Origin of the sequence: Vibrio sp. Isolate22 (assembly GCF_022398115.1) — a bacterium.
In the GTDB taxonomy this organism is placed as follows: domain Bacteria; phylum Pseudomonadota; class Gammaproteobacteria; order Enterobacterales; family Vibrionaceae; genus Vibrio.
The window spans coordinates 1-20,822 of record NZ_JAKEUW010000063.1 but is presented as its reverse complement, the minus strand read 5'-3'; the positions used below and the strand labels follow the sequence as shown (position 1 = coordinate 20,822).

At 44.2% G+C, this 20,822-nt stretch carries 20 protein-coding genes and 2 pseudogenes; 10 read left to right on the top strand and 12 right to left on the bottom strand.

What is annotated here, in order from left to right:
* Positions 1–13: 13 nt before the first annotated feature.
* A complete protein-coding gene (locus L1D55_RS23180) occupies positions 14–268 on the bottom strand; it encodes a YgjV family protein (protein WP_008219360.1) in 255 nt (84 codons plus the stop codon).
* Positions 269–536: 268 nt separating this feature from the next.
* On the opposite strand from L1D55_RS23180, the gene L1D55_RS23175 reads away from it, so the two are divergent.
* The 3 genes from L1D55_RS23175 to L1D55_RS23165 all read left to right on the top strand — a co-directional run bounded on the left by L1D55_RS23175 (position 537) and on the right by L1D55_RS23165 (position 2,956).
* The gene (locus tag L1D55_RS23175; RefSeq protein ID WP_239919024.1) at positions 537–1,127 is read left to right on the top strand and encodes a DUF4136 domain-containing protein; all 591 of its coding nucleotides are present in this window, start codon (positions 537–539) and stop codon (positions 1,125–1,127) included.
* Positions 1,128–1,313: 186 nt separating this feature from the next.
* A complete protein-coding gene (locus tag L1D55_RS23170) occupies positions 1,314–2,498 on the top strand; it encodes a D-alanyl-D-alanine carboxypeptidase family protein (protein ID WP_239919023.1) in 1,185 nt (394 codons plus the stop codon).
* A gap of 164 nt (positions 2,499–2,662) precedes the next feature.
* Positions 2,663–2,956: a YkgJ family cysteine cluster protein gene (locus tag L1D55_RS23165; RefSeq protein ID WP_080566553.1), complete on the top strand. Its 294-nt coding sequence runs from the start codon at positions 2,663–2,665 to the stop codon at positions 2,954–2,956.
* 134 nt (positions 2,957–3,090) lie between these two features.
* Here the strand turns inward: L1D55_RS23165 and L1D55_RS23160 are convergent, their stop codons facing one another.
* From L1D55_RS23160 to L1D55_RS23135, 6 genes are all read right to left on the bottom strand, one after another.
* Positions 3,091–4,773, bottom strand: a complete 1,683-nt coding sequence (locus L1D55_RS23160) for an RluA family pseudouridine synthase (protein ID WP_239919022.1) — start codon at positions 4,771–4,773, stop codon at positions 3,091–3,093.
* A 152-nt stretch (positions 4,774–4,925) separates the two neighbouring features.
* Positions 4,926–5,546, bottom strand: coding sequence for a glutathione S-transferase (locus L1D55_RS23155; RefSeq protein ID WP_239919021.1), 621 nt, complete (start codon positions 5,544–5,546; stop codon positions 4,926–4,928).
* Between the two features lie 24 nt (positions 5,547–5,570).
* Positions 5,571–6,602: an NADP-dependent oxidoreductase gene (locus L1D55_RS23150; protein WP_239919020.1), complete on the bottom strand. Its 1,032-nt coding sequence runs from the start codon at positions 6,600–6,602 to the stop codon at positions 5,571–5,573.
* A gap of 149 nt (positions 6,603–6,751) precedes the next feature.
* The gene (locus L1D55_RS23145; RefSeq protein WP_239919019.1) at positions 6,752–7,345 is read right to left on the bottom strand and encodes a TetR/AcrR family transcriptional regulator; all 594 of its coding nucleotides are present in this window, start codon (positions 7,343–7,345) and stop codon (positions 6,752–6,754) included.
* A 181-nt stretch (positions 7,346–7,526) separates the two neighbouring features.
* Positions 7,527–8,000, bottom strand: coding sequence for an FKBP-type peptidyl-prolyl cis-trans isomerase (locus tag L1D55_RS23140; protein ID WP_004740094.1), 474 nt, complete (start codon positions 7,998–8,000; stop codon positions 7,527–7,529).
* 56 nt (positions 8,001–8,056) lie between these two features.
* Complete coding sequence (locus tag L1D55_RS23135) at positions 8,057–8,683, bottom strand: thioredoxin domain-containing protein (protein ID WP_239919018.1); 627 nt, start codon at positions 8,681–8,683, stop codon at positions 8,057–8,059.
* A 258-nt stretch (positions 8,684–8,941) separates the two neighbouring features.
* On the opposite strand from L1D55_RS23135, the gene L1D55_RS23130 reads away from it, so the two are divergent.
* Positions 8,942–9,577, top strand: coding sequence for an OmpA family protein (locus L1D55_RS23130; protein WP_239919017.1), 636 nt, complete (start codon positions 8,942–8,944; stop codon positions 9,575–9,577).
* Between the two features lie 105 nt (positions 9,578–9,682).
* On the opposite strand, the gene L1D55_RS23125 is transcribed toward L1D55_RS23130, so the two are convergent.
* A complete protein-coding gene (locus tag L1D55_RS23125) occupies positions 9,683–10,042 on the bottom strand; it encodes a glutaredoxin (RefSeq protein ID WP_004740097.1) in 360 nt (119 codons plus the stop codon).
* Positions 10,043–10,131: 89 nt separating this feature from the next.
* Entirely contained in the window at positions 10,132–11,724 is a 1,593-nt protein-coding gene (gene norR / locus L1D55_RS23120; protein ID WP_004740098.1) for a nitric oxide reductase transcriptional regulator NorR, read from the bottom strand.
* Between the two features lie 370 nt (positions 11,725–12,094).
* On the opposite strand from norR, the gene hmpA reads away from it, so the two are divergent.
* Positions 12,095–13,291, top strand: a complete 1,197-nt coding sequence (gene hmpA / locus L1D55_RS23115) for an NO-inducible flavohemoprotein (protein ID WP_239919016.1) — start codon at positions 12,095–12,097, stop codon at positions 13,289–13,291.
* 136 nt (positions 13,292–13,427) lie between these two features.
* On the opposite strand, the gene L1D55_RS23110 is transcribed toward hmpA, so the two are convergent.
* Together L1D55_RS23110 and clcA are read right to left on the bottom strand one after the other, a co-directional pair.
* The gene (locus tag L1D55_RS23110; RefSeq protein ID WP_008219328.1) at positions 13,428–14,375 is read right to left on the bottom strand and encodes a TDT family transporter; all 948 of its coding nucleotides are present in this window, start codon (positions 14,373–14,375) and stop codon (positions 13,428–13,430) included.
* Positions 14,376–14,624: 249 nt separating this feature from the next.
* A complete protein-coding gene (gene clcA, locus L1D55_RS23105) occupies positions 14,625–16,031 on the bottom strand; it encodes a H(+)/Cl(-) exchange transporter ClcA (protein WP_128164533.1) in 1,407 nt (468 codons plus the stop codon).
* 584 nt (positions 16,032–16,615) lie between these two features.
* On the opposite strand from clcA, the gene L1D55_RS23100 reads away from it, so the two are divergent.
* The 5 genes and pseudogenes from L1D55_RS23100 (at position 16,616) to L1D55_RS23080 (ending at position 20,573) form a co-directional block, all read left to right on the top strand.
* Positions 16,616–17,599, top strand: coding sequence for a GTP-binding protein (locus L1D55_RS23100; RefSeq protein WP_239919015.1), 984 nt, complete (start codon positions 16,616–16,618; stop codon positions 17,597–17,599).
* Positions 17,600–17,780: 181 nt separating this feature from the next.
* Positions 17,781–19,067 (top strand): DEAD/DEAH box helicase, encoded by a 1,287-nt coding sequence (locus tag L1D55_RS23095; RefSeq protein WP_239919014.1) that lies wholly within the window; start codon positions 17,781–17,783, stop codon positions 19,065–19,067.
* A 209-nt stretch (positions 19,068–19,276) separates the two neighbouring features.
* Positions 19,277–19,648, top strand: a pseudogene (locus tag L1D55_RS23090) (LysE family translocator); the annotation flags it as partial.
* A 46-nt stretch (positions 19,649–19,694) separates the two neighbouring features.
* Positions 19,695–20,312, top strand: a complete 618-nt coding sequence (locus L1D55_RS23085; RefSeq protein ID WP_239919013.1) for a LysE family translocator — start codon at positions 19,695–19,697, stop codon at positions 20,310–20,312.
* Positions 20,313–20,366: 54 nt separating this feature from the next.
* On the top strand, positions 20,367–20,573 hold the full coding sequence (locus L1D55_RS23080; protein WP_239919012.1) for a hypothetical protein: 207 nt from the start codon (positions 20,367–20,369) through the stop codon (positions 20,571–20,573).
* Here the strand turns inward: L1D55_RS23080 and L1D55_RS23075 are convergent.
* Positions 20,570–20,785: pseudogene (locus L1D55_RS23075) on the bottom strand (IS3 family transposase); the annotation flags it as partial. The gene L1D55_RS23080 and the pseudogene L1D55_RS23075 sit on opposite strands and share 4 nt — an antisense overlap.
* Positions 20,786–20,822: the final 37 nt, after the last annotated feature.

Here is a 20,822-nt window from a genome sequence, read left to right as displayed (position 1 = left end):
GCTAGTCGCTAAATTAAGCTTTTGCTTCTTTCATCGCTTCCGCTTTTTTTTCCTTTTGCATTTTTGCAAGGAAGTAGATGTTTACACATGCGATGAAGCCGTTGGTTGCAACCACTGGCCAAGCGTCAATCATAACGCCGTATGCTGTGAAGAGTGCACAGCCAATAAAGTTAAGGACACGCAGGCGAACGATATCTTTCATTGTTAATGAAATTGCGACCATAATAGACGCAGCGTAACCTAAAATCTCAACCATATTGAATTCCATTGTTTGACCCTCTTAAATTTGCCGATACTTTGTCGGTACCAATTCTTCTCTTCATGAGATGATTGAGGAAGCTCCGTGCCTCGAATGGTCTGGTTATGTTTAACGGGGTAGACTATACCAACTCCGTTTTTGTGATTAAACCCCCAAAATAGGTAGAAGTGAAGGTTAGCGATTACGCAAACGTTTAATGCATTTTTGCTTAACATAATTACCGTTTATGTTGGTGGTTAGATTGATAGTTATTGGTATATAGGTAAAAGCTCTAACCATGATAAAACGATCCATTTGTGCAACAAAAAGCATAAAGACCGCTGTGCTTGTGACTTTGATGAGCATTGGGCTGACGGCATGTACGACCCAAGAGCAACTGCCTGTGCATGATTATGGTGTCGTAACCAGCGGTGACTTCGAGTTTATGAAAAATGGCGTCACGACTTATTCATGGCACCCGCAATCAGAACAGGTATATCTCTCTAAGAAATACAATGAAACCGTCGTGACTGACATGGTACGTGATGCAATTGAAGAGCAGTTAACTGAAAAAGGGTACCGCTTAGAGCAAGGTGGGGGTGTTGGTGACGTGGTGGTTGGCTTTGGCCTAGCCGAAGAGTCAGAGCTGAATGACAGCTCCATTTTCGATGCGGTTCAGCTCTCTACAGGTGTCCCATTCTATGATGGAAAGGGCAAACTCGCCGAAAAAGGCTCTCTATACATCGTATTTTCAGTGCCAAACTCTCAGGTGATCCAGTGGCGAGCGCTAGCGCAAACGGGTATTCAGGCCGATCTTGAAGTAAGTGAGAGCAAAGAACGAATTTCTGGTTTTGTGGAGATGCTATTTAGACAAATGCCAGAGAGATAAATAGCAAATACTAAGCATGGAGAGTATTTGCTTGGTCAATATTAATGGTCGGAAAAATGAACAGATCGCAGAATATACTTTTTTATTTGTAACTAAAGGTACATTTGCGTAAAGCAACGTAAAGTTCGCGCTTCTTTTGCTAGCATTTGTCTATACTGGTCAAAACGTTAACTTAGGTTTAATTCAATGAAACTGTTCTCCAAATACTCTCTCCCTTTATTAAGTATATTCATTGTAAGTAACGCAGCGATGGTTAGCACGGCAGCTATCGCAGCACCTTCTATAGTACCGGCTCCGCCAAGTTTGGGCGCGAAAGGGTATGTGTTAATCGACTTTAATTCTGGTGATGTGCTCGTAGAAAAAAATGCGCATACCAAGTTGAACCCAGCAAGTTTAACCAAACTGATGACCAGCTACGTGGCAGGTCAGGAGATGAAGCGAGGCAATATCTCCGCAGATGATAAAGTCAGAATCAGTGAAAACGCTTGGGCAAAGAATTTCCCTGACTCTTCAAAAATGTTCATCGAAGTAAATACCGACGTCGCGATGATGGATCTATACCGAGGCTTGATTATTCAATCGGGTAACGATGCCAGTGTTGCGATTGCTGAGCACGTTGCAGGCTCTCAAGATGCCTTTGTTGATTTGATGAACTCTTGGGCTGCTTCGCTTAAATTGGAAAATACTCACTTTGCAAATGCGCATGGTTTAGACGCTGACGACTTATATTCAACGCCTTACGATATCGCAATGCTTGGCCGAGCAATCATTAAAGATCTACCAGATGTCTATGGCTTATACAGTGAGCGTTCTTTCAGTTACAACGGTATCACGCAACATAACCGCAATGGCTTGCTCCGTGACAGAAGTTTAACGGTTGATGGCATGAAAACCGGCTACACCTCGGGGGCGGGCTACAGCTTAGCGAGCTCGGCAACACAAGGTGAAATGAGACTTATCGCAGTTGTGATGGGCGCATCGAGTGTTAAAAGCCGTGAGTCAGACAGCAAGCAGCTTTTAAGTTACGGCTTCCGATTCTTCGATACGCTTAATGTCGACCAAGGTGGCGACCAAGTGGCTGAAGAGAAAGTATGGTTTGGTGACCAAGACACTTTGAAGCTTGGGGTTGCAGAAGACACCTTTATCACGCTACCAAAGTCAGACAGCAAAAAGCTCACCGCATCTATCGAATTAAACTCGGAACTCAAAGCGCCGATTACAGAAGGTCAAACTTTAGGTGTCGTTCATTACACGGTTGATGGCGAAGATGTTCAAACTCAGCCTTTGATTGCACTTGAATCGGTTGAACAGGGTGGCTTATTCAAACGTTTGATGGACTACATTAAATTATTTTTCTCAAGTCTGTTCTAAGCGAACTGACACCAGAGCGAAAAGTTAAACGACTGGGCGGTGTGATTTGATCACAGCGCCTTTTGTTGTTTCAGAACCGGAGAAAGCGAGGTGAATAACGTTCTTTATTAGCAGTCGCTGATGGTTTCGATTACTATACGCAAAATTTAGCAGTGTAGTTACTTATGACCATAGAGATAAAGAACATCACCGAACCTGAAGTAACTTGCGCCAATTGCCAGGCATGCTGTTGTCGTTTAGAGGTTATGATCATCACAGATACCGGTGTCCCAGAAGAGCATATTGCTTACGATGAGTGGGGCGGTGAAACCATGAAACGTTTAGATGATGGTTGGTGTTCAGCGGTAGATAGGGAAACACTGATGTGCACTATCTATGAAAACCGACCATGGATCTGCCGTGAGTTCGAAATGGGCTCTTTTGAGTGTGTCGACCAGCGAAAAGAGGTGATGGGTTAGGTTGTATTAGCAGCCGGTTGATCCATATTATTAAATCAATACACGATTTCTTGAAAGTCAGGGCTTTATATCTCGATTTGATATAGAGCCCTGATTCGTTTTACTGATTTAGTGTGGTGTGAGAACGAGTCGATTTAGAACTCAGAAGGAACTTCAAACTCCATCCATTCCCCGGTTGTTGGGTGAATCAGTTTTAGGTAGCCCGCATGAAGGTGCAGTCGTTCGCGTTTGTAGCCATATAGGTCATCACCACGAATTGGTACGCCAAGTCCTTGTGGGTGAGCGCAGTGTACGCGGAGCTGGTGGGTACGGCCTGTTTTAGGATACAAATGCACCTTTGTTTTTCCGTCATTGGTGCAGACCGCTTGCCAGTGCGTTTCCGCATTGCGCCCATGTTCATGACAAACGAGCTGCCTTGGCCTGTCGGTGATGTCGCCACGCAAAGGAAGGCTGATGTCACCAGATTGACCCGTTATTTCACCATCAAGCAGTGCGGTGTAACGCTTTTCGACCGTTCTATCGATGAACTGTTTTTGGATATGCTTGTTGGACTCGGCCGTTAGCGCCAAGATCAACAAGCCAGACGTCGACATATCCAATCTATGGATAATCAAAGGGCCTGTTGCATCTGGATAGCGTGCTTTGATACGCGTATATACTGAGTCTTCGATGAACTTGCCCGGAACCGACAAGAACTCTTCGGGCTTGTTCACGACCACGATCTCTTCATCTTCATAAACAATATCAAACGACTTGCCGACCGCAGGGTTTACGATAAGCGGATTATCTTCTAGCTCAGTGCCACTTAGCTGGTGCTCGAGGATCTCAAAGCTCTTACTTTGGCAAACTGGGTAGAGGTTTCCGTGTTGTCGAATAATATCTGTTGGCGGTAATCCCCACCATAACTCGGCTAAAGCTAACGGTGCAAAGCCGTGTTCAAAGGCAAAGTTAAGCAATTTAGGTAGGCAGCAGTCACCAGAGCCTTCAAGCGCGTCTTTACCATCTAATAATTCAAACAGGCTCTTTGACTCTGCTGCTTGGTTGAGAAAGCGATAGTGAGACAAGCGCTGTGTTTCTAATTCTGCAGAAATGGCGTGATAGTCGTTCTTACGGCTTTTCAGCTCGCTTTCGATAGCGTCTATTTGTGATTGCTTTTCAGCGATCTTTTGTTTCCACTCGATACGAAGTGCTTTGAGGTCTCGCTTCTCTTGGCTGCTTTGATTACCTAACTGCTTAAGTAGGTTGGCCGCAGACTCTAGATTGCCGAGTGCTTTCTCTTGGTTAGCTTGCTCTCTCAGTTCATTGCGCTGTGCTTTGTTGGCAGCCATGGTGAGCTGAAAGGCTTCTATTGTTTTGCTCGCGTCGTTTTTAAGTTCGCTCAGCGTTGATGTCAGTTCATCTAAGTTATGAGACTGCTCTAGGTTAGCAATGTCGTCAGCTAGAGTCGCTTGTTGAGTTAAGCAGTGTCTGTTTTGGTTTTCAAACTGCTTTTTATCAAATGCAGATGGAACAAAGCTAAAGCTCGATAGCTGAGACTCTAAAGACGAATCGAGTTGCAAACCTGAATATGCAGAAAGGTAGCCCAATTCTTGAGTTTGAGGGTGTTGAACGAGAAGAACGGCATAGAGATTACCTTGTGATGTATCACTCACACCACAGTCAAGGAGTGACTGTTGAAGCTGCTGCATCGCTATTTCACACAATGGGTGCGGAGTATAGTAATACGGGAATGTAAAACGCTCTGGCAGCGACAAGGTTTGATTCGCTGTTTGGTCTAAGGTGTGCAGTGGTGTGTATTGAGCAAGGCTTGCTGACATGAAGATCAAACTCTATGGGTATTCAGTTTAGAGCTCGATATTGTTGTCGAAATGAAGGTAAATGAGAAGCCAAAGCGAAAGATAAATCGGTTTTGGCTTCATTTAAACAGTCATTTTCACGCTATGGAAGCATTGAATAGACTTAATCTCGATTAATTGGAGTGTTCTAACTCGAGTTGCTCCGCCTTTTGGTAAGCAGGGTGGCTCGCCAAAAGCTCACCGTATTTAGCAATGTTAGGGTAGAGCGCAGTAGCGCCAAAGTTACCGATGATTTCAACGATGAACGACATCATAAAATCAGCACCAGTGAGCGTTTCCCCTACAAGGTAGGTTTTGCCTTCAAGAGATTGGTTTACGAAGGTTAGGATCTTTTGATTTTCGTCATCAGCATAGCCACCAAGGAAGTTTGTTTCGGCGCCGTCTTTCATCACGAAGATCTTAAGCAGCATTGGTAAAATGCCCGAACTTTCAGCAAAGTGTAGCCACTGAGAATACTCAACGTATTCAGCTGTGCCACGTGCTGGTGCAAATTTACCTTGACCAAATTTGTCGATGAGGTACTCAGTAATCGCGCCAGATTCACTGATCACCATGCCATCATCTTCAATGACTGGAGATTTGCCAAGAGGGTGAACAGACTTCAGTTCAGGTGGCGCTAAAAACGTGACACTGTCTCGTTGGTAAGGTTTGATTTGATAGTCGACACCAAGCTCTTCGAGCAGCCAGATGATGCGCTTTGAACGCGATTTATTCAGGTGATGTAAAGTAATCATAGTTCTGCCTATTCTATCCTTGAGCTATTTTGGTTCGTTAGTTTTGATAACAAGTTTGCCGAAGTTCTGGCCTTCTAACAGACCCATGAAAGCTTGTGGCGCTTCGTCTAGACCATCAATTAGGTGTTCGCGATAGTGCATTTTTCCTTGAGACAGCCATTCGGTCATTTGAGTTGCGAATTCATTGTAACGATGCGCGTAGTCGTCGAAGATAATGAAGCCTTGCATCTTAATGCGCTTAACTAGAAGTGTACCCATAAGGCTAGACATACGGTCTGGACCCTCAGGAAGTGATGTCGCATTGTATTGTGAGATAAGACCACAAACAGGGATTCGAGCGCCTGTATTAAGTAGAGGCATTACTGCATCGAATACCTTGCCGCCAACGTTTTCAAAGTAAACGTCGATGCCTTTATCACACGCTTTCGCCAATTGCTCTGCGAAGTCATCTGCCTTGTGGTCGATACACTCATCAAAACCAAGAACCTCTTTTGCGTACTGACACTTCTCTTGACCGCCAGCCACGCCAATGACACGGCAACCTTTTAGCTTACCGATTTGTCCTACAGTAGCGCCTACTGGGCCTGTTGCAGCCGCTACCACTAATGTGTCGCCTTCTTTCGGTTGGCCGATATCTAGTAACCCCATGTAAGCGGTAAAGCCTGGCATACCCATGATGCCCAGTGCGTAAGAAGGGTGAGTCGGCTCTTTTCCTAGCTTGATAAGACCTTCACCGTTCGATACGCCATAATCCTGCCAGCCTGTGTAAGCTAAGACCCATTCGCCAACTTCAAAGTCGCTGTTGTTTGATGCTTCAACCTGACAAACAGTTGCACCAACCATCACCTCATCAATAGCAACTGGATCGGCATAAGATTTTGCATCATTCATACGACCACGCATGTAAGGGTCGAGAGATAGGTAAACCGAGCGAAGTAACATTTCACCATCGTTGATTGTTGGAGCAGCAACGGTTTCTAAGCGGAAGTTATCTTGAGTTGGTGCGCCGACAGGGCGAGAAGCTAATACGATGCGACGATTTTCTTGTTCAGTCATTGGATGTCCTTAATTTATATTGTGTTTATTTAGAATTAGACCAGTCGTCTAGTCTTGTTTTCTAAAAATCCCGCCGTCATCAAGTTGATCAGAGGGCGGGCGATTTCTTTTAAGCTAAAACAGTAAATGCCAATAAAACGCAGTGCGCGTTAATGGCCTTCACCTTTTAAAATTTGTTCGGTAAGTCGTAATGCCGATTCTAAGCTCTGCGAACTTTGGCTTAACTTGCTTAATAAACTAGCGCCTAGCCACATTGAGTATAGGTTTTGGGCTGCTTCTTGGCTGTATTCTACCGAGATAGAGCCATCTTCAATACCGCCTACAATACATTGCTTGATGGTTGTTGTGACTTTCTCAGCACCTTTTAGCAGAGCTTGGCGCATAGGATCAGAAAGGTCTGATACTTCAGCACTTAGCTTAACAACTAAACACTTGTGCGCATTACATGTACCGTTCTCAATCTTTGACCACAGTGAAAAGTAACTCAAGATTCGTTGATAATGGTTGCCTTCACCGTGCACTAAAATGGATTCAATCTTAGTGATGTAGTTTTCAAAATAGTGCTGGATTAGCGCCTCACCAAATTGCTCTTTTGATTTAAAGTAGTGGTAAAACGACCCTTTCGGTACTTCCGCTTCTTTAAGCAATTGTGATAAGCCAACACCATTAAAGCCGTTGTTCACTATTAATTGATAGCCGACATCTAAAATATGCAGGCGTGTGTCATTCGTTTTCTCGTTCATGGTCGATACTATAATTTAAATTAGACCAGTCGTCTAGTGGCTATGTTATTACTTAATTAATCGTGTTAATTGGATGATTGTTAGTACTTAGGTGCTTTTACAGCAATGACTTACCAATAAAGAGCCCCGACATGTTTCCATGTCGGGGCTCAACGTATTACTTACTTTCCAAGCGAGTAGATTACTGGATAGAGATTAACTCAACATCAAAAATCAGTGTTGCTGATGGTGGGATTGGGCCCGTACCACCTTTGCCGTAACCTAGCGTGCTTGGAATGAATAGGCGGACTTTTTGACCTTCTACCATGTAAGTCAAACCTTCTTGCCAGCCTTTGATTACTTGCTTCAGAGCGAATGAGATTGGCTCACCACGTTCTACAGAACTATCGAAAACCGTGCCATCAATCAGAGTACCGTGATAGTGAACCGTTACTTTGCTGTCTTTAGTAGGGTGAACAGTACCAGTACCTTCCTCAAGAACTAGGTACTGAAGACCGCTTTCAGTCGTGATCACACCTTCTTTCTTTCCGTTCTCTAGTAGGAACTGTTGACCTTGTTCGAAGTTTTCTGCACCAGACTTATGATTTGTCCAAGTACGGTAAATCATGAAACCCGCCAAAAGAAAGACGATGACCGGGATGACAAATTTAGACATAGTAAAACCTATTATATTTATTGCTTAGTTTATTAATGAGCTGACTAAAGCCGCGCTTATGGTTGAGTCAAAAGGTAGTTGATCGTTTTTGCGATGCCAGCGACGTCTTGGTGACCTGCTGTCAGTACTTGGTATTTGCCGTTAACGATAAACGTTGGTACTGAGTTGATCTGACCTTTTACTGAAACTTCTTCTGCTTTCTTAACGTAGTCAAAAAGCGTTACTTGCTGTTCTTTGTTCAACTGGTATGGGCTAACCAAACCGCGAGAAGTGAAAGCTGTTTCTAGCGCTTGCTGGCGCTGCTCTGGTGTTGCGTCTGCACCCATTTGAACAGCGCCGAATAAGTCGTCCATGAAAGCGTGGTCTGGCGTTGAATCAAGCTGCATTACTGCTGTGTAGTAAATCATTGCACTGATTTGAGCACTTTCATTGAATGTTACGTGCATCTTGCCAATTTTCTTGTCTGTTAGAGACTCAATCTCTGGAATTGCACTTTCCATTTGGCGACAGTGACCACAATTTAGAGAGAAGATTTCAGTGATCGGTGACAGGTTAAATTCTGTTAGAGCGGTAGGAAGCGCCTCGTATTGAACGCCTTTTTGTGGCTCGTCTGTTTCACTACAACCAGCGATAACAAGTACAGCAACAAGCGCAGTGAAGAATTTAGTAAATGGTTTAAACATGATGTTTACTCTAGCGTTGAGAAGTCGTGAGATTCTAACTATTTAGTACGAATTGGAAAACAATTATAAGGTAAATAAATGCAAACAGTTCGAACTAGCGAGCTAAGACAGGCTAGTTGACGGTTAACTGTGATCAAAAGCACTTTTTTTAGAAGTGCGTGCTTTTTGTCTAAAGTTTTTTTCTGGGTGCCGATATAGACATTAGTAAATGGTTTATCTGTATGAGTGGTTGGTGAAGTAATGAGATATTTAGCGATAATGTTAAGCATAGCTTTGGCTGGGTGTGAAACGACGTTACCAACCGGTATGTTAGGCGATAACCTGCTAGAGACAGCACCGCAAACGGATTACGATTTGATGCATCCAGAGTGGGGCGTTGTTCAAACGACAACAACTACAAACCGCCGCGGTTACTCAATCCAGAGTAACTCTCAACATCAAAGAACCATAACCACTAACTACGGTCGTGGCGTGTCAACGAACGACCCTCTAGAAGTCTTTCTAAGACAAAACCGCATCGACTTTGAAGTGTTGCCTGGTAACCATGTGATGGTAAAACTTGAGCAACATGTGAATTTCAAAACAGGCTCTGCGTTCCCTGAGCCCGCTTACAACCAATGGCTAGACACTCTTGGTAGTTACCTTTCTCAGCGCCAAGACATCGATATCGTGATTGAAGGTCATACTGATAATACAGGTACAGATCGTATCAATGATCCTTTATCAGAGCAGCGCGCAAAAGAAGTGAAAGCTCGCTTAGAGAGCAACTATGTGTCGAGTCGTTCTATCTATACTCGCGGCTTTGGTGAGTACGTTCCAGCGTGTACCAATGCTTCCCCGCAAGGTAAGGCGTGTAACCGCCGTGTAGAGCTGATGCTGATTGTCGCGAAATAGGTTTTAGCGTTTTGTTCTCAAGAGAAGAGCGCACAAATAACAGACATAAAAAATCCCTCACGTTCGAGGGATTTTTTATGTCTAACTTTCGCTTAGCTTTTTAGCTTATGCGAACTGCTTTTCTAAGTAAGCGACGATGTCTGAAGACTCGTACATCCATTCAGTTTTGCCGTCTTTCTCAATACGTAGACAAGGCACTTTCACACGACCGCCGCCCGCTTCAAGCTCTGCACGGTGCTGCTCATTGTTTTTAGCATCACGAAGTTCAAACTGAACCGATTGACGTTTCATCGCGCGGCGCACTTTTACACAAAATGGGCACGCTTCGAATTGGTATAACGTGTGTGATTTAGCTTGCTCATTAACTTTGTTCTGTTCTTCTTGTGAACGTTTCACGCCGCGAGGAGTAAAAACAAAATTTAATAGCAAAATGACACGACCTAAGAACCAACGGATAAACTTCATAACTCTCTCTACATATTTAAAATTAGCGTTACAATTTGCAGCATTATATACACAAGTTTTGCCAGATGCTCGCAACAAACCGCTAATATCTATTTTGTCCGTTCAATCGTATGAGACTTAGCCACATTTAGCCCTAAGCGTTTCGATAGTCGGGTTAGGTTTGCTCGGTCCGTCTTTAGAACTCGACCGGCCTGCGCCCAGTTAAAGTTCGCCTCTTCTAACACCTCTGTGATGATGCTACGTTGAAAATCGTCGGTTGCACCGCGTAAGCCTGCCGATAGATCAACCGTTGGCGTGGATAGCGGAGTTGTTTTCGCTTGAGTCGTTGCGACGGGCTGATCTTGATCCAACGGCCCACAATCTTCTTTGGTGATTGTCACTAGGTTCTTGTTCGTGCTACGAGCAAGTGCTTTCAATGCCGAACGGCTGATTACGTGCTCAAGTTCACGGACGTTACCTGGCCAGCCATAGCGGTTCAGGAATACAAGAACATCAGAGCGGAATTTCACTTGGTTGATACCGAGCTTACGACGAGCCTGTTCTAGGAAGAAACCGGCTAGCAAACTGATGTCGTCACCACGATCTTTCAAAGCAGGGACCGCAATAGGGTACACACTTAATCGGTGGTATAAATCGGCTCTGAATCGACCGTCTTCCACTTCTTGTTTTAGATCTCGGTTAGTTGCTGCCAAAACACGCACATCAATGGTTTGAATGTTGTCTTGACCTACAGGCTGGATTTCGTTGTTTTGCAGTGCACGCAGTAACTTACTTTGCGCGGCTAACGGCAGTTCACCAATCTCATCGAGGAACAGGGTGCCGCCATCGGCGAGTGCGAACTTACCTAAGCGGTTTTTGTCTGCGCCCGTAAATGCACCACGTACGTGACCAAACAGTTCACTCTCAACTAGGTTCTCAGGAATAGCCGCGCAGTTTACGTAAACCAGTGGATTACGCTTACGTTGCGATTGATGGTGCAGAGTGCGAGCGACCAGTTCTTTACCTACACCTGTATCACCGTGAATCAGAATGTTGAATTCTGAAGGCGCTACTACAGCGATGTCGTTCTTAAGCGCAACCATGGTGTCACTGTTACCGATCAACTCACCGCCGTCGCGTTCCCACGCCTCAACGTTCAACTCTTCTAACAGCTGTTTGGATTGTTTCGCTTGATGTTCAAGCTGAGAAAAGGTCAATGCCATCTGCATGCTTGACGCCGCAATGGCTGCTAATACTTCAAGGTTACGCGCTGGAATATTAGCGAAGACGTCTGGCTTAAGGCTGTCTAGCGTTAGAACCCCTAATAGCTTATCGCCAAATAGCAAAGGCAGTCCCATACAGGCGTGCATTGGCAGGTCGCCATCATGGTCGATCAGTAGGCCATCAAAAGGATCTGGGAGAGAACTATCAGAATCGAAACGAACAGGAGAGCGAGATGCACATATCTCCGCAAAACGTGGGTGCTCTGAAATGATAAAGCGACGACCGAACGTGTCTCGGCTGAGCCCTTGCATTGCGATAGGGACTAGTGTGTCACCTTGAAGGCTTAAGAGCGCGACACAATCACACGTAATGGTTTTACGAATGGCATCGATTAGGCGATTAAAACGATCTTGATCGTTCACACCACTTGCGAGGCCAATGGTCATTTCCATGAGGGTAGATGCGGAGATATCTTGCATAAAAAACTCTAACTGTGTGTGTTTATATACATCATAGAGTCTTATTGACTTAAAAAAAAGGTCTTTTTGACATTTTTATAAAGGGATTTTTGAGAATAAAGCCAGTGCAGGCGGGGCTTGAAAAAGTTGGCACTGATTGTGCAAAAGAGACAGTGAAGCCCAATTATAGCGCTGATTAAACAGGCTATTCTTGATCTCAATCAATCAGGTGGCATTAATCAGGTTTCGCGATTTTTTGAAATGAAAACGAGTCAAAATAACTCAGTTTCTAAGAATAACTAAGCTTTCAGAAAATCGATAAGTCATTCTTAATTTTTAAGTAGTCAAAATGACATAATAGGTCATAAGGCTCAGTGTTCGGAGTAAATTCATGCTTAACAATGCACATATCGAAATCATCAAATCTACTATTCCTCTACTTGAGAGCGCAGGCCCGGCTTTAACTCAGCATTTTTATCAACGTATGTTCACACATAACCCTGAGTTAAAAGATATCTTCAATATGACTCACCAAAGAACAGGTCGCCAAGGCGTAGCACTGTTTGAAGCTATCGCGGCATATGCAAAGAACATTGAAAACCTAGCAGCGTTAACAACAGCGGTTGAACGTATTGCTCACAAACACACAAGTTTTAACATTCAACCAGAACACTACCAAATTGTTGGTTTACACCTGATTGAAACACTACGTGAATTGGCAACAGACGCGTTTACACCTGAAGTTGAAGAGGCGTGGACAGCGGCTTACCTTTTCTTGGCTCAAGTATTCATCGATCGTGAAGCTGAGCTTTACCTACAACGTAAACAAGCTGTAGGCGGTTGGGAAGCAGCACGTACGTTCGTGATTGCAGACAAGATTGAAGAATCAACACTAGTAACAAGCTTTATTCTACAACCAAAAGATGGCGGTGATGTTCTAGATTACACGCCTGGTCAATACATCGGTATCGAAGTTAAGCCAGAAGGCGCGCAATACAGCGAAATTCGTCAATACTCACTATCAGACAAGCCGAACGGTAAGCAATACCGCATCTCTGTGAAGCGTGAAGGCCATGGCCAAGAAACACAGGGCGTGGTTTCTAACCACTTACACGACACGGTTGCTATCGGTGATGAAGTAAGCCTTTACGCTCCAGCGGGTGACTTCATGTATCAAGAGCGCAGTAAGCCAGTAACGCTTATCTCTGCAGGTGTTGGTGTAACGCCAATGCAGTCAATGCTTGAGTTCTTGAATACTGAAGAGAAAAACGAGCCAGTGCTTTACCTACATGCTTGTGAAAATGAAGGTCAGCACTCATTCACTAAACGTGTGAAAGACATCGTTGCTGATAAAGGCTGGTCTGCGAAGACATGGTACATGAACAAAGAAGCATCTGCGTGTGAGAATACGCACGAAGGTCAAATGGATCTTGCTTCGATCTCTGATACCGAAGGGTTCAAAGACAGCGATTTTTACATCTGTGGCCCTGTAGGCTTCATGAAGAACATTGTTGAGCAGCTAGACGCACTTAAAGTTGATCGCTCTCGTGTTCACTACGAAGTATTTGGCCCTCACGCTAACTTCTAAGGTCCCAGGTAGTTGTGTTAACACTCGCCTGATCTATTAAAAACCTTGCCCAATCAAAGGCCTCACAGTGTGAGGCCTTTTTTCGTTTTGTGCGAAGCTACGGATTCAGCGAGCTAGAAAGTGTTATCTGAATTGGTTAAGAACGTTTCACTTTCTTAGACATGTAGTCAGGATCAAAAAGCTCCGGCCAGTACATCTTCACGTAACCGCCAGCGACCCAAATGACTAGGATGGTTGCGATGGTCAATTCGAAGAAACCAAATTTATGTAACCAGTACCACTGAGGATACTCGGCACCGAAAAAGGTGGTTAAACGATGCATAGCGATAGCACTGATTACCGATGGAAAGGTTACCGCAGCAATGGAAGGTTGGAACTTGAGTCGCATGAGCCTTACATAGCATAAGTAGATCAGCAACGTCATGGTAATCGCAATACCCGCTAAAGCGCCTGTCAGAATTGGGTCGGGGTGGTCGAAATTAACCAAGTAAGCGGCAAGCGACAAGTTCACTGGAGCTGCCATGATTGCTAGTGTAGGTCTTGCTCTACGAGGGAGGTTTCCTTCAAACACCAAGCGGTAAAGCACTACAGGTAGTAAGAAGAAGTAGATACCGATACAGGTGGCTGCAAGCGTTTCTGAAAACACTGTGTGTCCAAATTGGGTACCCGCCAGCGAACTACTGATCAACCCCACAGGGTATAGGAACCAGCTTGGAACGATATTGGACATCTTGAAATTGATGATCTGAAAACCGAAGAACAATACCATCATCGAAAAATGAAGTAATAGCGCACAGAACCAGATCGGGTAGGCGATTATCGGTGATATTTCGGCTAAATAGTCACACAGGATCAATAGAGCCATGCTCATTGGCGCCATTAAGCTTCCACTAAGCGGGTGACGAATATCATTGATGAAGGTATTAAAACTTGTGAGGTAACGAAGTAAAACAGGTAACAAAAGCAGAGCACCAAGTGAAGCGAGGTAGGGGCGAATAACTTCACCTATGCCTGGGATATATAAAGCCCAAGCTTGCCCTAGACCTATAACACCAAGTGCTAAAGATGCCTGAGATGGCGGCACGTTTTTTACTTGGGTCAACCTTCTCCAGTTCAACGACTTGCTCCAACTTAGTGACTTATAAAACAATGGCTAACAATAGAATTTTTGCTCTATTTGATGCGTGTAGTTGTGCCATCAATAGCTGTTGAGTGCGCTCAACTAATTTTGAGTGGATGATAGCAACTTTAACGTTTGCTTTTTTGACTTTGATGCGGAATCGGGACATTAAGCAGGTTGAATGTGTGCTTTTGTTCTATGAGTCATTTGTCATTAACGAACTTCCTCTTGTTGAGGGAGATCTTGTTGTCTCAACTTCTCATTTTTAAGCGTGCGGTTCAGTAGTTGGCTGTAGATTGGTTGGCCACCTAGCATTTGCGCAAAGATAACGGCACCAAGGCAGGTAATGATCAAAGGTAAGATCAGGTAATAGTTATTGGTCATTTCGATAACCAGCAATATACCTGTAATCGGTGCACGTACAGTTGCTGCGAACAGTGCGCCCATACCTGCAATCGCAAACATACCTGGCTCTATATTTAACTCAGGGAAGAATGCAGCCGCGATAAGCCCAAATGCATAACCGAAGAGTGTACCTAGTGCTAGCATAGGAGCGAAAATACCACCCGGTGCACCAGAGCCGAAACAGAGTAGTGTGGTAAGCACACGTCCTAGGAAAATAAGCAGCAATATGTTGGTGCTGTAATTACCGTTGGTGACATTTGGGATAATGCCGATACCGCCGCCAGTCAATTCTGGGATGTAGAGAAGCAATAAACCAAAGCAACCACCGAGTAATGTACCTGTCATCAAGTAACGTTTGCGGTCGTTTTTGTGTATTGCGACAAACATGTCTTGTGAAAGGGTGATCAGTTTATTGAAAATTACACCAAACATTCCGAACAGTACGCCCAATAACAAGAATAACCAAAGTGCGCTCAGTTCAGGCTGTTGATATTGAGGCATGGTAATGACAGCCGACTGCCCATTGATAGAGCGAAATACAATGTTGGCTGAAACGGCAGAAATGATAACGGCTTTGATAGAAATGAGAGAGTAGCGGAACTGTGGTCGCATCTCTTCAACAACGAACATGATCCCAGCTAACGGCGCATTGAATGCAGCAGCTAAACCACCAGCTGCGCCAGAGGCGAGCAGTGAGTGTCGACTGTCATCGTCTTTTACACGGAAGATGTCTGTGACCATTCGGCCAATACTGCCACCCATTTGCACGGTTGGTCCTTCACGACCTAACACCATACCTGAACCTAATGCGCCCATACCGCCAAAGAACTTCACAGGTAGAACTCGCCACCAACGAACCGGACGCATCCCGTCCATCGCACCTTCAATCTCAGGAATACCGGATCCTGCGGCTTCAGGGGCAAAGCGGTGCACGAGAAAATAACCAATGAAAGCAAAGGCAGCACTGATAAGAAACGCAGATAACCAAAGTGGTAGATGATTGCCCAACTCATCTTTCAGCCAGTCGGTACGTGTTTCTGTTATGAAATGCACTGCAACTTCGAAGTAGGTACCAACAACACCCGCAAGGATACCAACAAGGCAAGAAAGGATGAGAACTGAAACGGGAGCTTTGTCTCTAGAAAGAAATTGGTTAATAGCACCCCTTGGCATTTTTGCTAAAAGGGACTGCTTAAATTTCTCTCTATTGGTCATTGAAGTTTGGTTCCTGAGTTGATGCGGCGGGGCTTAAGTAAATTATACGCCTACTCTGCTTATCCTATAGCAACAAAGATGCAAAGTTGAATTTCATTTATGAAAGGAGTGTATTACATAAATAGATTGTATAAAGAATATAGTGGAATCACCGTCACAATTTTGATCGAATCTACAGCGCTAACTTGAATTACTACCAAAATGAACCATAGTTAAATCGTAAAGCAACATAACGAGCCGCAAGGAGACATGAGGTTTTACACACAATTTGGATGGATTCAAAAATACAAAGTTTTAGTTCCTCGTTAAATGTTCAGGTCGATATTTAAGACTTCCTGATTCGCGAACTCACGATTGAGTAACGAGGGTGAGGCGTACTCTTGAAGTACGCCTTTAGTTTGTTTGGAGCATCCAAAAGCATTTCCTTTCCCTAGCGCCAAACCTTCGAATACGCACACCAGCTTCTTGTCTCACTTTCCCTTGGCCTAGGGCTTATTTTCAATTTATCAATCTAAGTATAAACAAGCGATTGGGGTCAACTTTTCGGTGATTGAGTATATACTCCCTTAAAAAGGAGAACTGATATGACCAAAAAAGTTCCTACGAACATAATTACGGGTTTCTTAGGTGTTGGTAAGACGACTGCTATCTTGAACCTATTGAAAAATGAACCTGAGAATGAAAACTGGGCTGTTCTGGTTAATGAGTTCGGTGAGATTGGTATTGATGGTGCACTGATGACAGATCAAGGCGCATTGATTAAAGAAGTGCCGGGTGGCTGCATGTGTTGTACTGCTGGCGTACCGATGTCGGTGGGCATTAATGCGTTGCTTCGTCAAAAGCCAGACCGTTTACTGATTGAGCCAACAGGCCTAGGACATCCAAAGCAGGTTATTGCGACGCTGACTTCAGAACAATACGCACCTTATGTCGACTTAAAAGCGACGTTAGGTTTGGTAGATCCGCGTAACTTATCCAACGAAAAATACACCTCTAATCAGAACTTTAATGATCAGCTAGACAGTGCTGATGTGATTCTTGGTACTAAAGTTGACCTTGTTCACTCTGAAGACATCGATGTATTTAACGATTGGGTAACGGATCAAACGCCTGCGAAAGTGTTCCATAAGTTGATTCACGATGGTGAAGTGCCTCTAGAAGTGTTGGACATTGAGCGTGTGTACGGTAGTGCTTCAACTCATCTAGAATCACACCATCATGATCACGCTGAACAAGAACCTCAATTCGAACTTCCTCCGGGCGAAGCGTTCATCCGTAAGGAAAACAAAGGGCAGGGTTACTTTAGCTGTGGTTGGTTGTTTGGCGCAGAGTATAAATTCGATTTCGATGCGCTATTCTCAATGCTGTCTGATTTAACGGCTGAGCGCGTTAAAGCGGTGGTTAACACCAACCAAGGTTGCTTTGCTTTCAACGTCGCGAATCAAGTTGTGTCAGTCAATGAAATCACACTCGATGGCTTTGAATCACGACTTGAAGTCATCGACTCACAGCTAATGCCTTGGGACGACCTAGAGCAGATCTTGCTCAAGCTGTGTGGCATCAAATAGGGTTTATTCTCTGTTTGAGCCGAATAATCGGGTGTTTGCTTCGCGGTTCGCGTGGTAAACACCAGATTAAGTGAGAAAATTTGCGTTATATCACGATAAATGTGAGATAAATCACTCTAATTACTTTATAGTGCTCGGCTGAAATAAGAATGTAGGCTGTCTGCTTAAGGAACTCGTAACAATGTCATTTTCCTCTCAAGGTTTTGCTCCTGAATTAGTCAAAGCGCTGACTGAGTGCGGTTATGAAAAACTCACTCCAATTCAACAAAAAGCAATTCCAATGGCTCGTAAAGGCCATGATATTTTTGCTACTGCTCAAACCGGTACAGGTAAAACAGCGGCATTCTCATTGCCTGTTATCCAGCATCTACTGAACAGCGGTAAAAAAGCATCTCGAGGAACGGCTCGCGGCCTTATTTTAGCTCCAACTCGTGAGCTAGCAGCGCAGATTGCTCAAAACATTAAAGACTACGTTAAATACACAGAACTAAGCGTTTCTGCGGTTTACGGCGGTAACAAGATGTCTTCTCAGGCTCGTCAATTAGAACTGGGTGTTGATATTCTGGTTGCGACGCCAGGCCGTTTAGAAGAGCACTTAGAAGCGGGTAACGTGTCTATTGCTAACCTAGAGTTCCTAGTATTTGATGAAGCTGACCGTATCTTAGATATGGGCTTTATCAATGCGGTTCGCAAAATCATGTTGGATGTAGAAACTTCTCCACAAATCATGATGTTCTCTGCGACTACATCAACACAGTTAAACCAACTGTCGGTTGATATCTTGCGTAAGCCAAAACGTATCAGTGTTGAGCGTGAAAACTCAACGGCTGCAACGGTAGGTCACGTAGTTTACCCTGTGGATCAAGAGCGTAAAACAGAACTACTGTCTGAGCTGATTGGCCGAAAAAACTGGCGCCAAGTGCTGGTGTTTGTGAACTACAAAGAAACCGCAAACGAAGTGGTTAAAGAGCTTAAGCTAGACGGTATTAAAGCTGTACTGTGTCACGGTGATAAAGCGCAAAGTGCTCGTCGTCGTGCTCTAGATGACTTTAAAGAAGGTAAAGCACGTGTAATGGTAGCAACCGATGTTGCGGCTCGTGGTCTTGATATTGAAGACTTACCACACGTGATTAACTACGACATGCCTTTCTTAGCAGAAGATTATGTTCACCGTATCGGCCGTACTGGTCGTGCAGGTAAGCAAGGTCATGCTGTTTCTTTCGTTAACCGTGAAGAAGAGTTGACCGTGGTTCAGGTTGAGAAACTGATTCAACAACGTATTCGTCGTGTTGAGCAACCTGGTTACGAGCCTAAGAAGCGTGATGCTTACATCGAGAAGCTAAACACGAAAGCGGCATACAAAAACCGTCAAGGTCGTAAGAATAACGCGAACGATGCACCACAAGATCAAGCAAGCGCAGAACGTCGTCTAGCGATGATGAAGCGAATTAAAAACCGTCGTAAGTAAAATTACGGTTGGTTATGGAAAAGAGCCACTGTATTGTGGCTCTTTTGCGTTTTTGGGCGCGGTGTTATTTATAAACACGGTTGTTCTACATAAATGCTTATTCTGGCGTTTGTGGTCATCTATTTTTTAATCTCCCAATTTTCGGTGAACTGTTTCTCAATAGGAGAAACAGTGAGTTTCAAGCAGTAACAAGGCAGTAAGGTAATAATATGGATAGCGCGCTACTTTTGGCTTTCATCCCCACGTTTTTCTTTGTTTCAATCACCCCAGGTATGTGCATGACGTTAGCCTTAACGCTGGGTATGAGTATCGGCTATAAGCGTACATTGTGGATGATGATTGGTGAGCTAGCTGGCGTCGCGGTGGTATCGGTTGCTGCAGTGCTAGGCATTGCTTCAATTATGCTGAATTACCCATGGCTATTTACCGGGTTTAAGTTTGTTGGTGCAGCTTACTTGTTCTACTTGGGTGTTCAGATGTGGCGCTCGAGAGGCAAGCTGACCATCAGTACCGACACTCAAAATACCAAAGTAAATAATGACTGGGATCTTGTGGTTCAAGGCTTTGTGACTGCGATTGCGAAGCCTATTGGCACTAAACCACAAACTAACTCTATGGAGGTGGTATATGCCTGATATAGCATTGTTAGTGGTTTTCTTGCCTACGTTCTTCTTCGTTTCTATTACACCTGGTATGTGCATGACTCTAGCTATGACGCTAGGCATGACTGTTGGGATTAAGCGAACTCTATGGATGATGTTTGGTGAAGTGATTGGTGTTGGTTTAGTTGCTGTAGCTGCCGTAATGGGAGTTGCATCTGTAATGCTCAAATACCCTGATGCATTCACTGTAGTGAAATATGCAGGTGGTGCTTACCTCGGATACATCGGAATCCAGATGTGGATGAGTAAGGGTAAGATGACCATTACTAACGAACCCAATACATCGGTAAGTCGCAGAGATTTATTCCTTCAAGGACTAATAACTGCGGTATCAAATCCGAAGGGGTGGGCTTTCATGATTGCTCTACTTCCACCATTCATATCATCTAGTAAAGCCATTGCTCCACAACTGTTTTGGTTAGTGGGAATCATAATGGTTTCTGAGTTTGTATCGATGATGGCATATGCCACCGGAGGAAAAACCATGAGGTTATTCTTATCTAAAGGTGACAACGTTAAGTTGATGAATCGAGTAGCAGGGACGTTAATGGTAGGTGTCGGTATTTGGTTAGCAATGGGTTAACTGGAAGCAAAGCCAATGGTCATTGAGTATACTTTTCATAAGTAAGGAAAAGTAATGAAATACCTATTTGAATATAGACGAGTCAGTAGCAACAAACAGCTATCCGGTAGCGGTATGGAGCTGCAAAGGCTAACTGATGAAACTCGTCACCGATTATGTGAAGAACATGGTTTAAGCCCATATCATGAAGTCTTTGATGATGCGGGTGTATCTGGCTTCTCTATTGATGATCTGCTCCAGCCAGACTGGACACTTCATTAAGCGACATTTTGTTGTTCAAAGTTAACTGGGCTTAGATACCCAAGAGCACTGTGCCTTCTCGTTCGATTATAATCAACCTCTATGTACTCGAAGATCGTTTGGCGCATCTGCTCTCTCGTCATAATCGGCTCATATTGGATCGCTTCCACTTTCATAGAATGGAAGAAACTCTCAACACAAGCATTGTCCCAGCAGTTTCCTTTCCTACTCATACAGCATTGTCCCAGCAGTTTCCTTTCCTACTCATAC

Coding starts and splice junctions, on each gene's coding strand:
- L1D55_RS23180 (WP_008219360.1), bottom strand. CDS start 268: ATGGAATTCAATATGGTTGAGATTTTAGGTTACGCTGCGTCTATTATG.
- L1D55_RS23175 (WP_239919024.1), top strand. CDS start 537: ATGATAAAACGATCCATTTGTGCAACAAAAAGCATAAAGACCGCTGTG.
- L1D55_RS23170 (WP_239919023.1), top strand. CDS start 1,314: ATGAAACTGTTCTCCAAATACTCTCTCCCTTTATTAAGTATATTCATT.
- L1D55_RS23165 (WP_080566553.1), top strand. CDS start 2,663: ATGACCATAGAGATAAAGAACATCACCGAACCTGAAGTAACTTGCGCC.
- L1D55_RS23160 (WP_239919022.1), bottom strand. CDS start 4,773: ATGTCAGCAAGCCTTGCTCAATACACACCACTGCACACCTTAGACCAA.
- L1D55_RS23155 (WP_239919021.1), bottom strand. CDS start 5,546: ATGATTACTTTACATCACCTGAATAAATCGCGTTCAAAGCGCATCATC.
- L1D55_RS23150 (WP_239919020.1), bottom strand. CDS start 6,602: ATGACTGAACAAGAAAATCGTCGCATCGTATTAGCTTCTCGCCCTGTC.
- L1D55_RS23145 (WP_239919019.1), bottom strand. CDS start 7,345: ATGAACGAGAAAACGAATGACACACGCCTGCATATTTTAGATGTCGGC.
- L1D55_RS23140 (WP_004740094.1), bottom strand. CDS start 8,000: ATGTCTAAATTTGTCATCCCGGTCATCGTCTTTCTTTTGGCGGGTTTC.
- L1D55_RS23135 (WP_239919018.1), bottom strand. CDS start 8,683: ATGTTTAAACCATTTACTAAATTCTTCACTGCGCTTGTTGCTGTACTT.
- L1D55_RS23130 (WP_239919017.1), top strand. CDS start 8,942: ATGTTAAGCATAGCTTTGGCTGGGTGTGAAACGACGTTACCAACCGGT.
- L1D55_RS23125 (WP_004740097.1), bottom strand. CDS start 10,042: ATGAAGTTTATCCGTTGGTTCTTAGGTCGTGTCATTTTGCTATTAAAT.
- norR (WP_004740098.1), bottom strand. CDS start 11,724: ATGCAAGATATCTCCGCATCTACCCTCATGGAAATGACCATTGGCCTC.
- hmpA (WP_239919016.1), top strand. CDS start 12,095: ATGCTTAACAATGCACATATCGAAATCATCAAATCTACTATTCCTCTA.
- clcA (WP_128164533.1), bottom strand. CDS start 16,031: ATGACCAATAGAGAGAAATTTAAGCAGTCCCTTTTAGCAAAAATGCCA.
- L1D55_RS23100 (WP_239919015.1), top strand. CDS start 16,616: ATGACCAAAAAAGTTCCTACGAACATAATTACGGGTTTCTTAGGTGTT.
- L1D55_RS23095 (WP_239919014.1), top strand. CDS start 17,781: ATGTCATTTTCCTCTCAAGGTTTTGCTCCTGAATTAGTCAAAGCGCTG.
- L1D55_RS23085 (WP_239919013.1), top strand. CDS start 19,695: ATGCCTGATATAGCATTGTTAGTGGTTTTCTTGCCTACGTTCTTCTTC.
- L1D55_RS23080 (WP_239919012.1), top strand. CDS start 20,367: ATGAAATACCTATTTGAATATAGACGAGTCAGTAGCAACAAACAGCTA.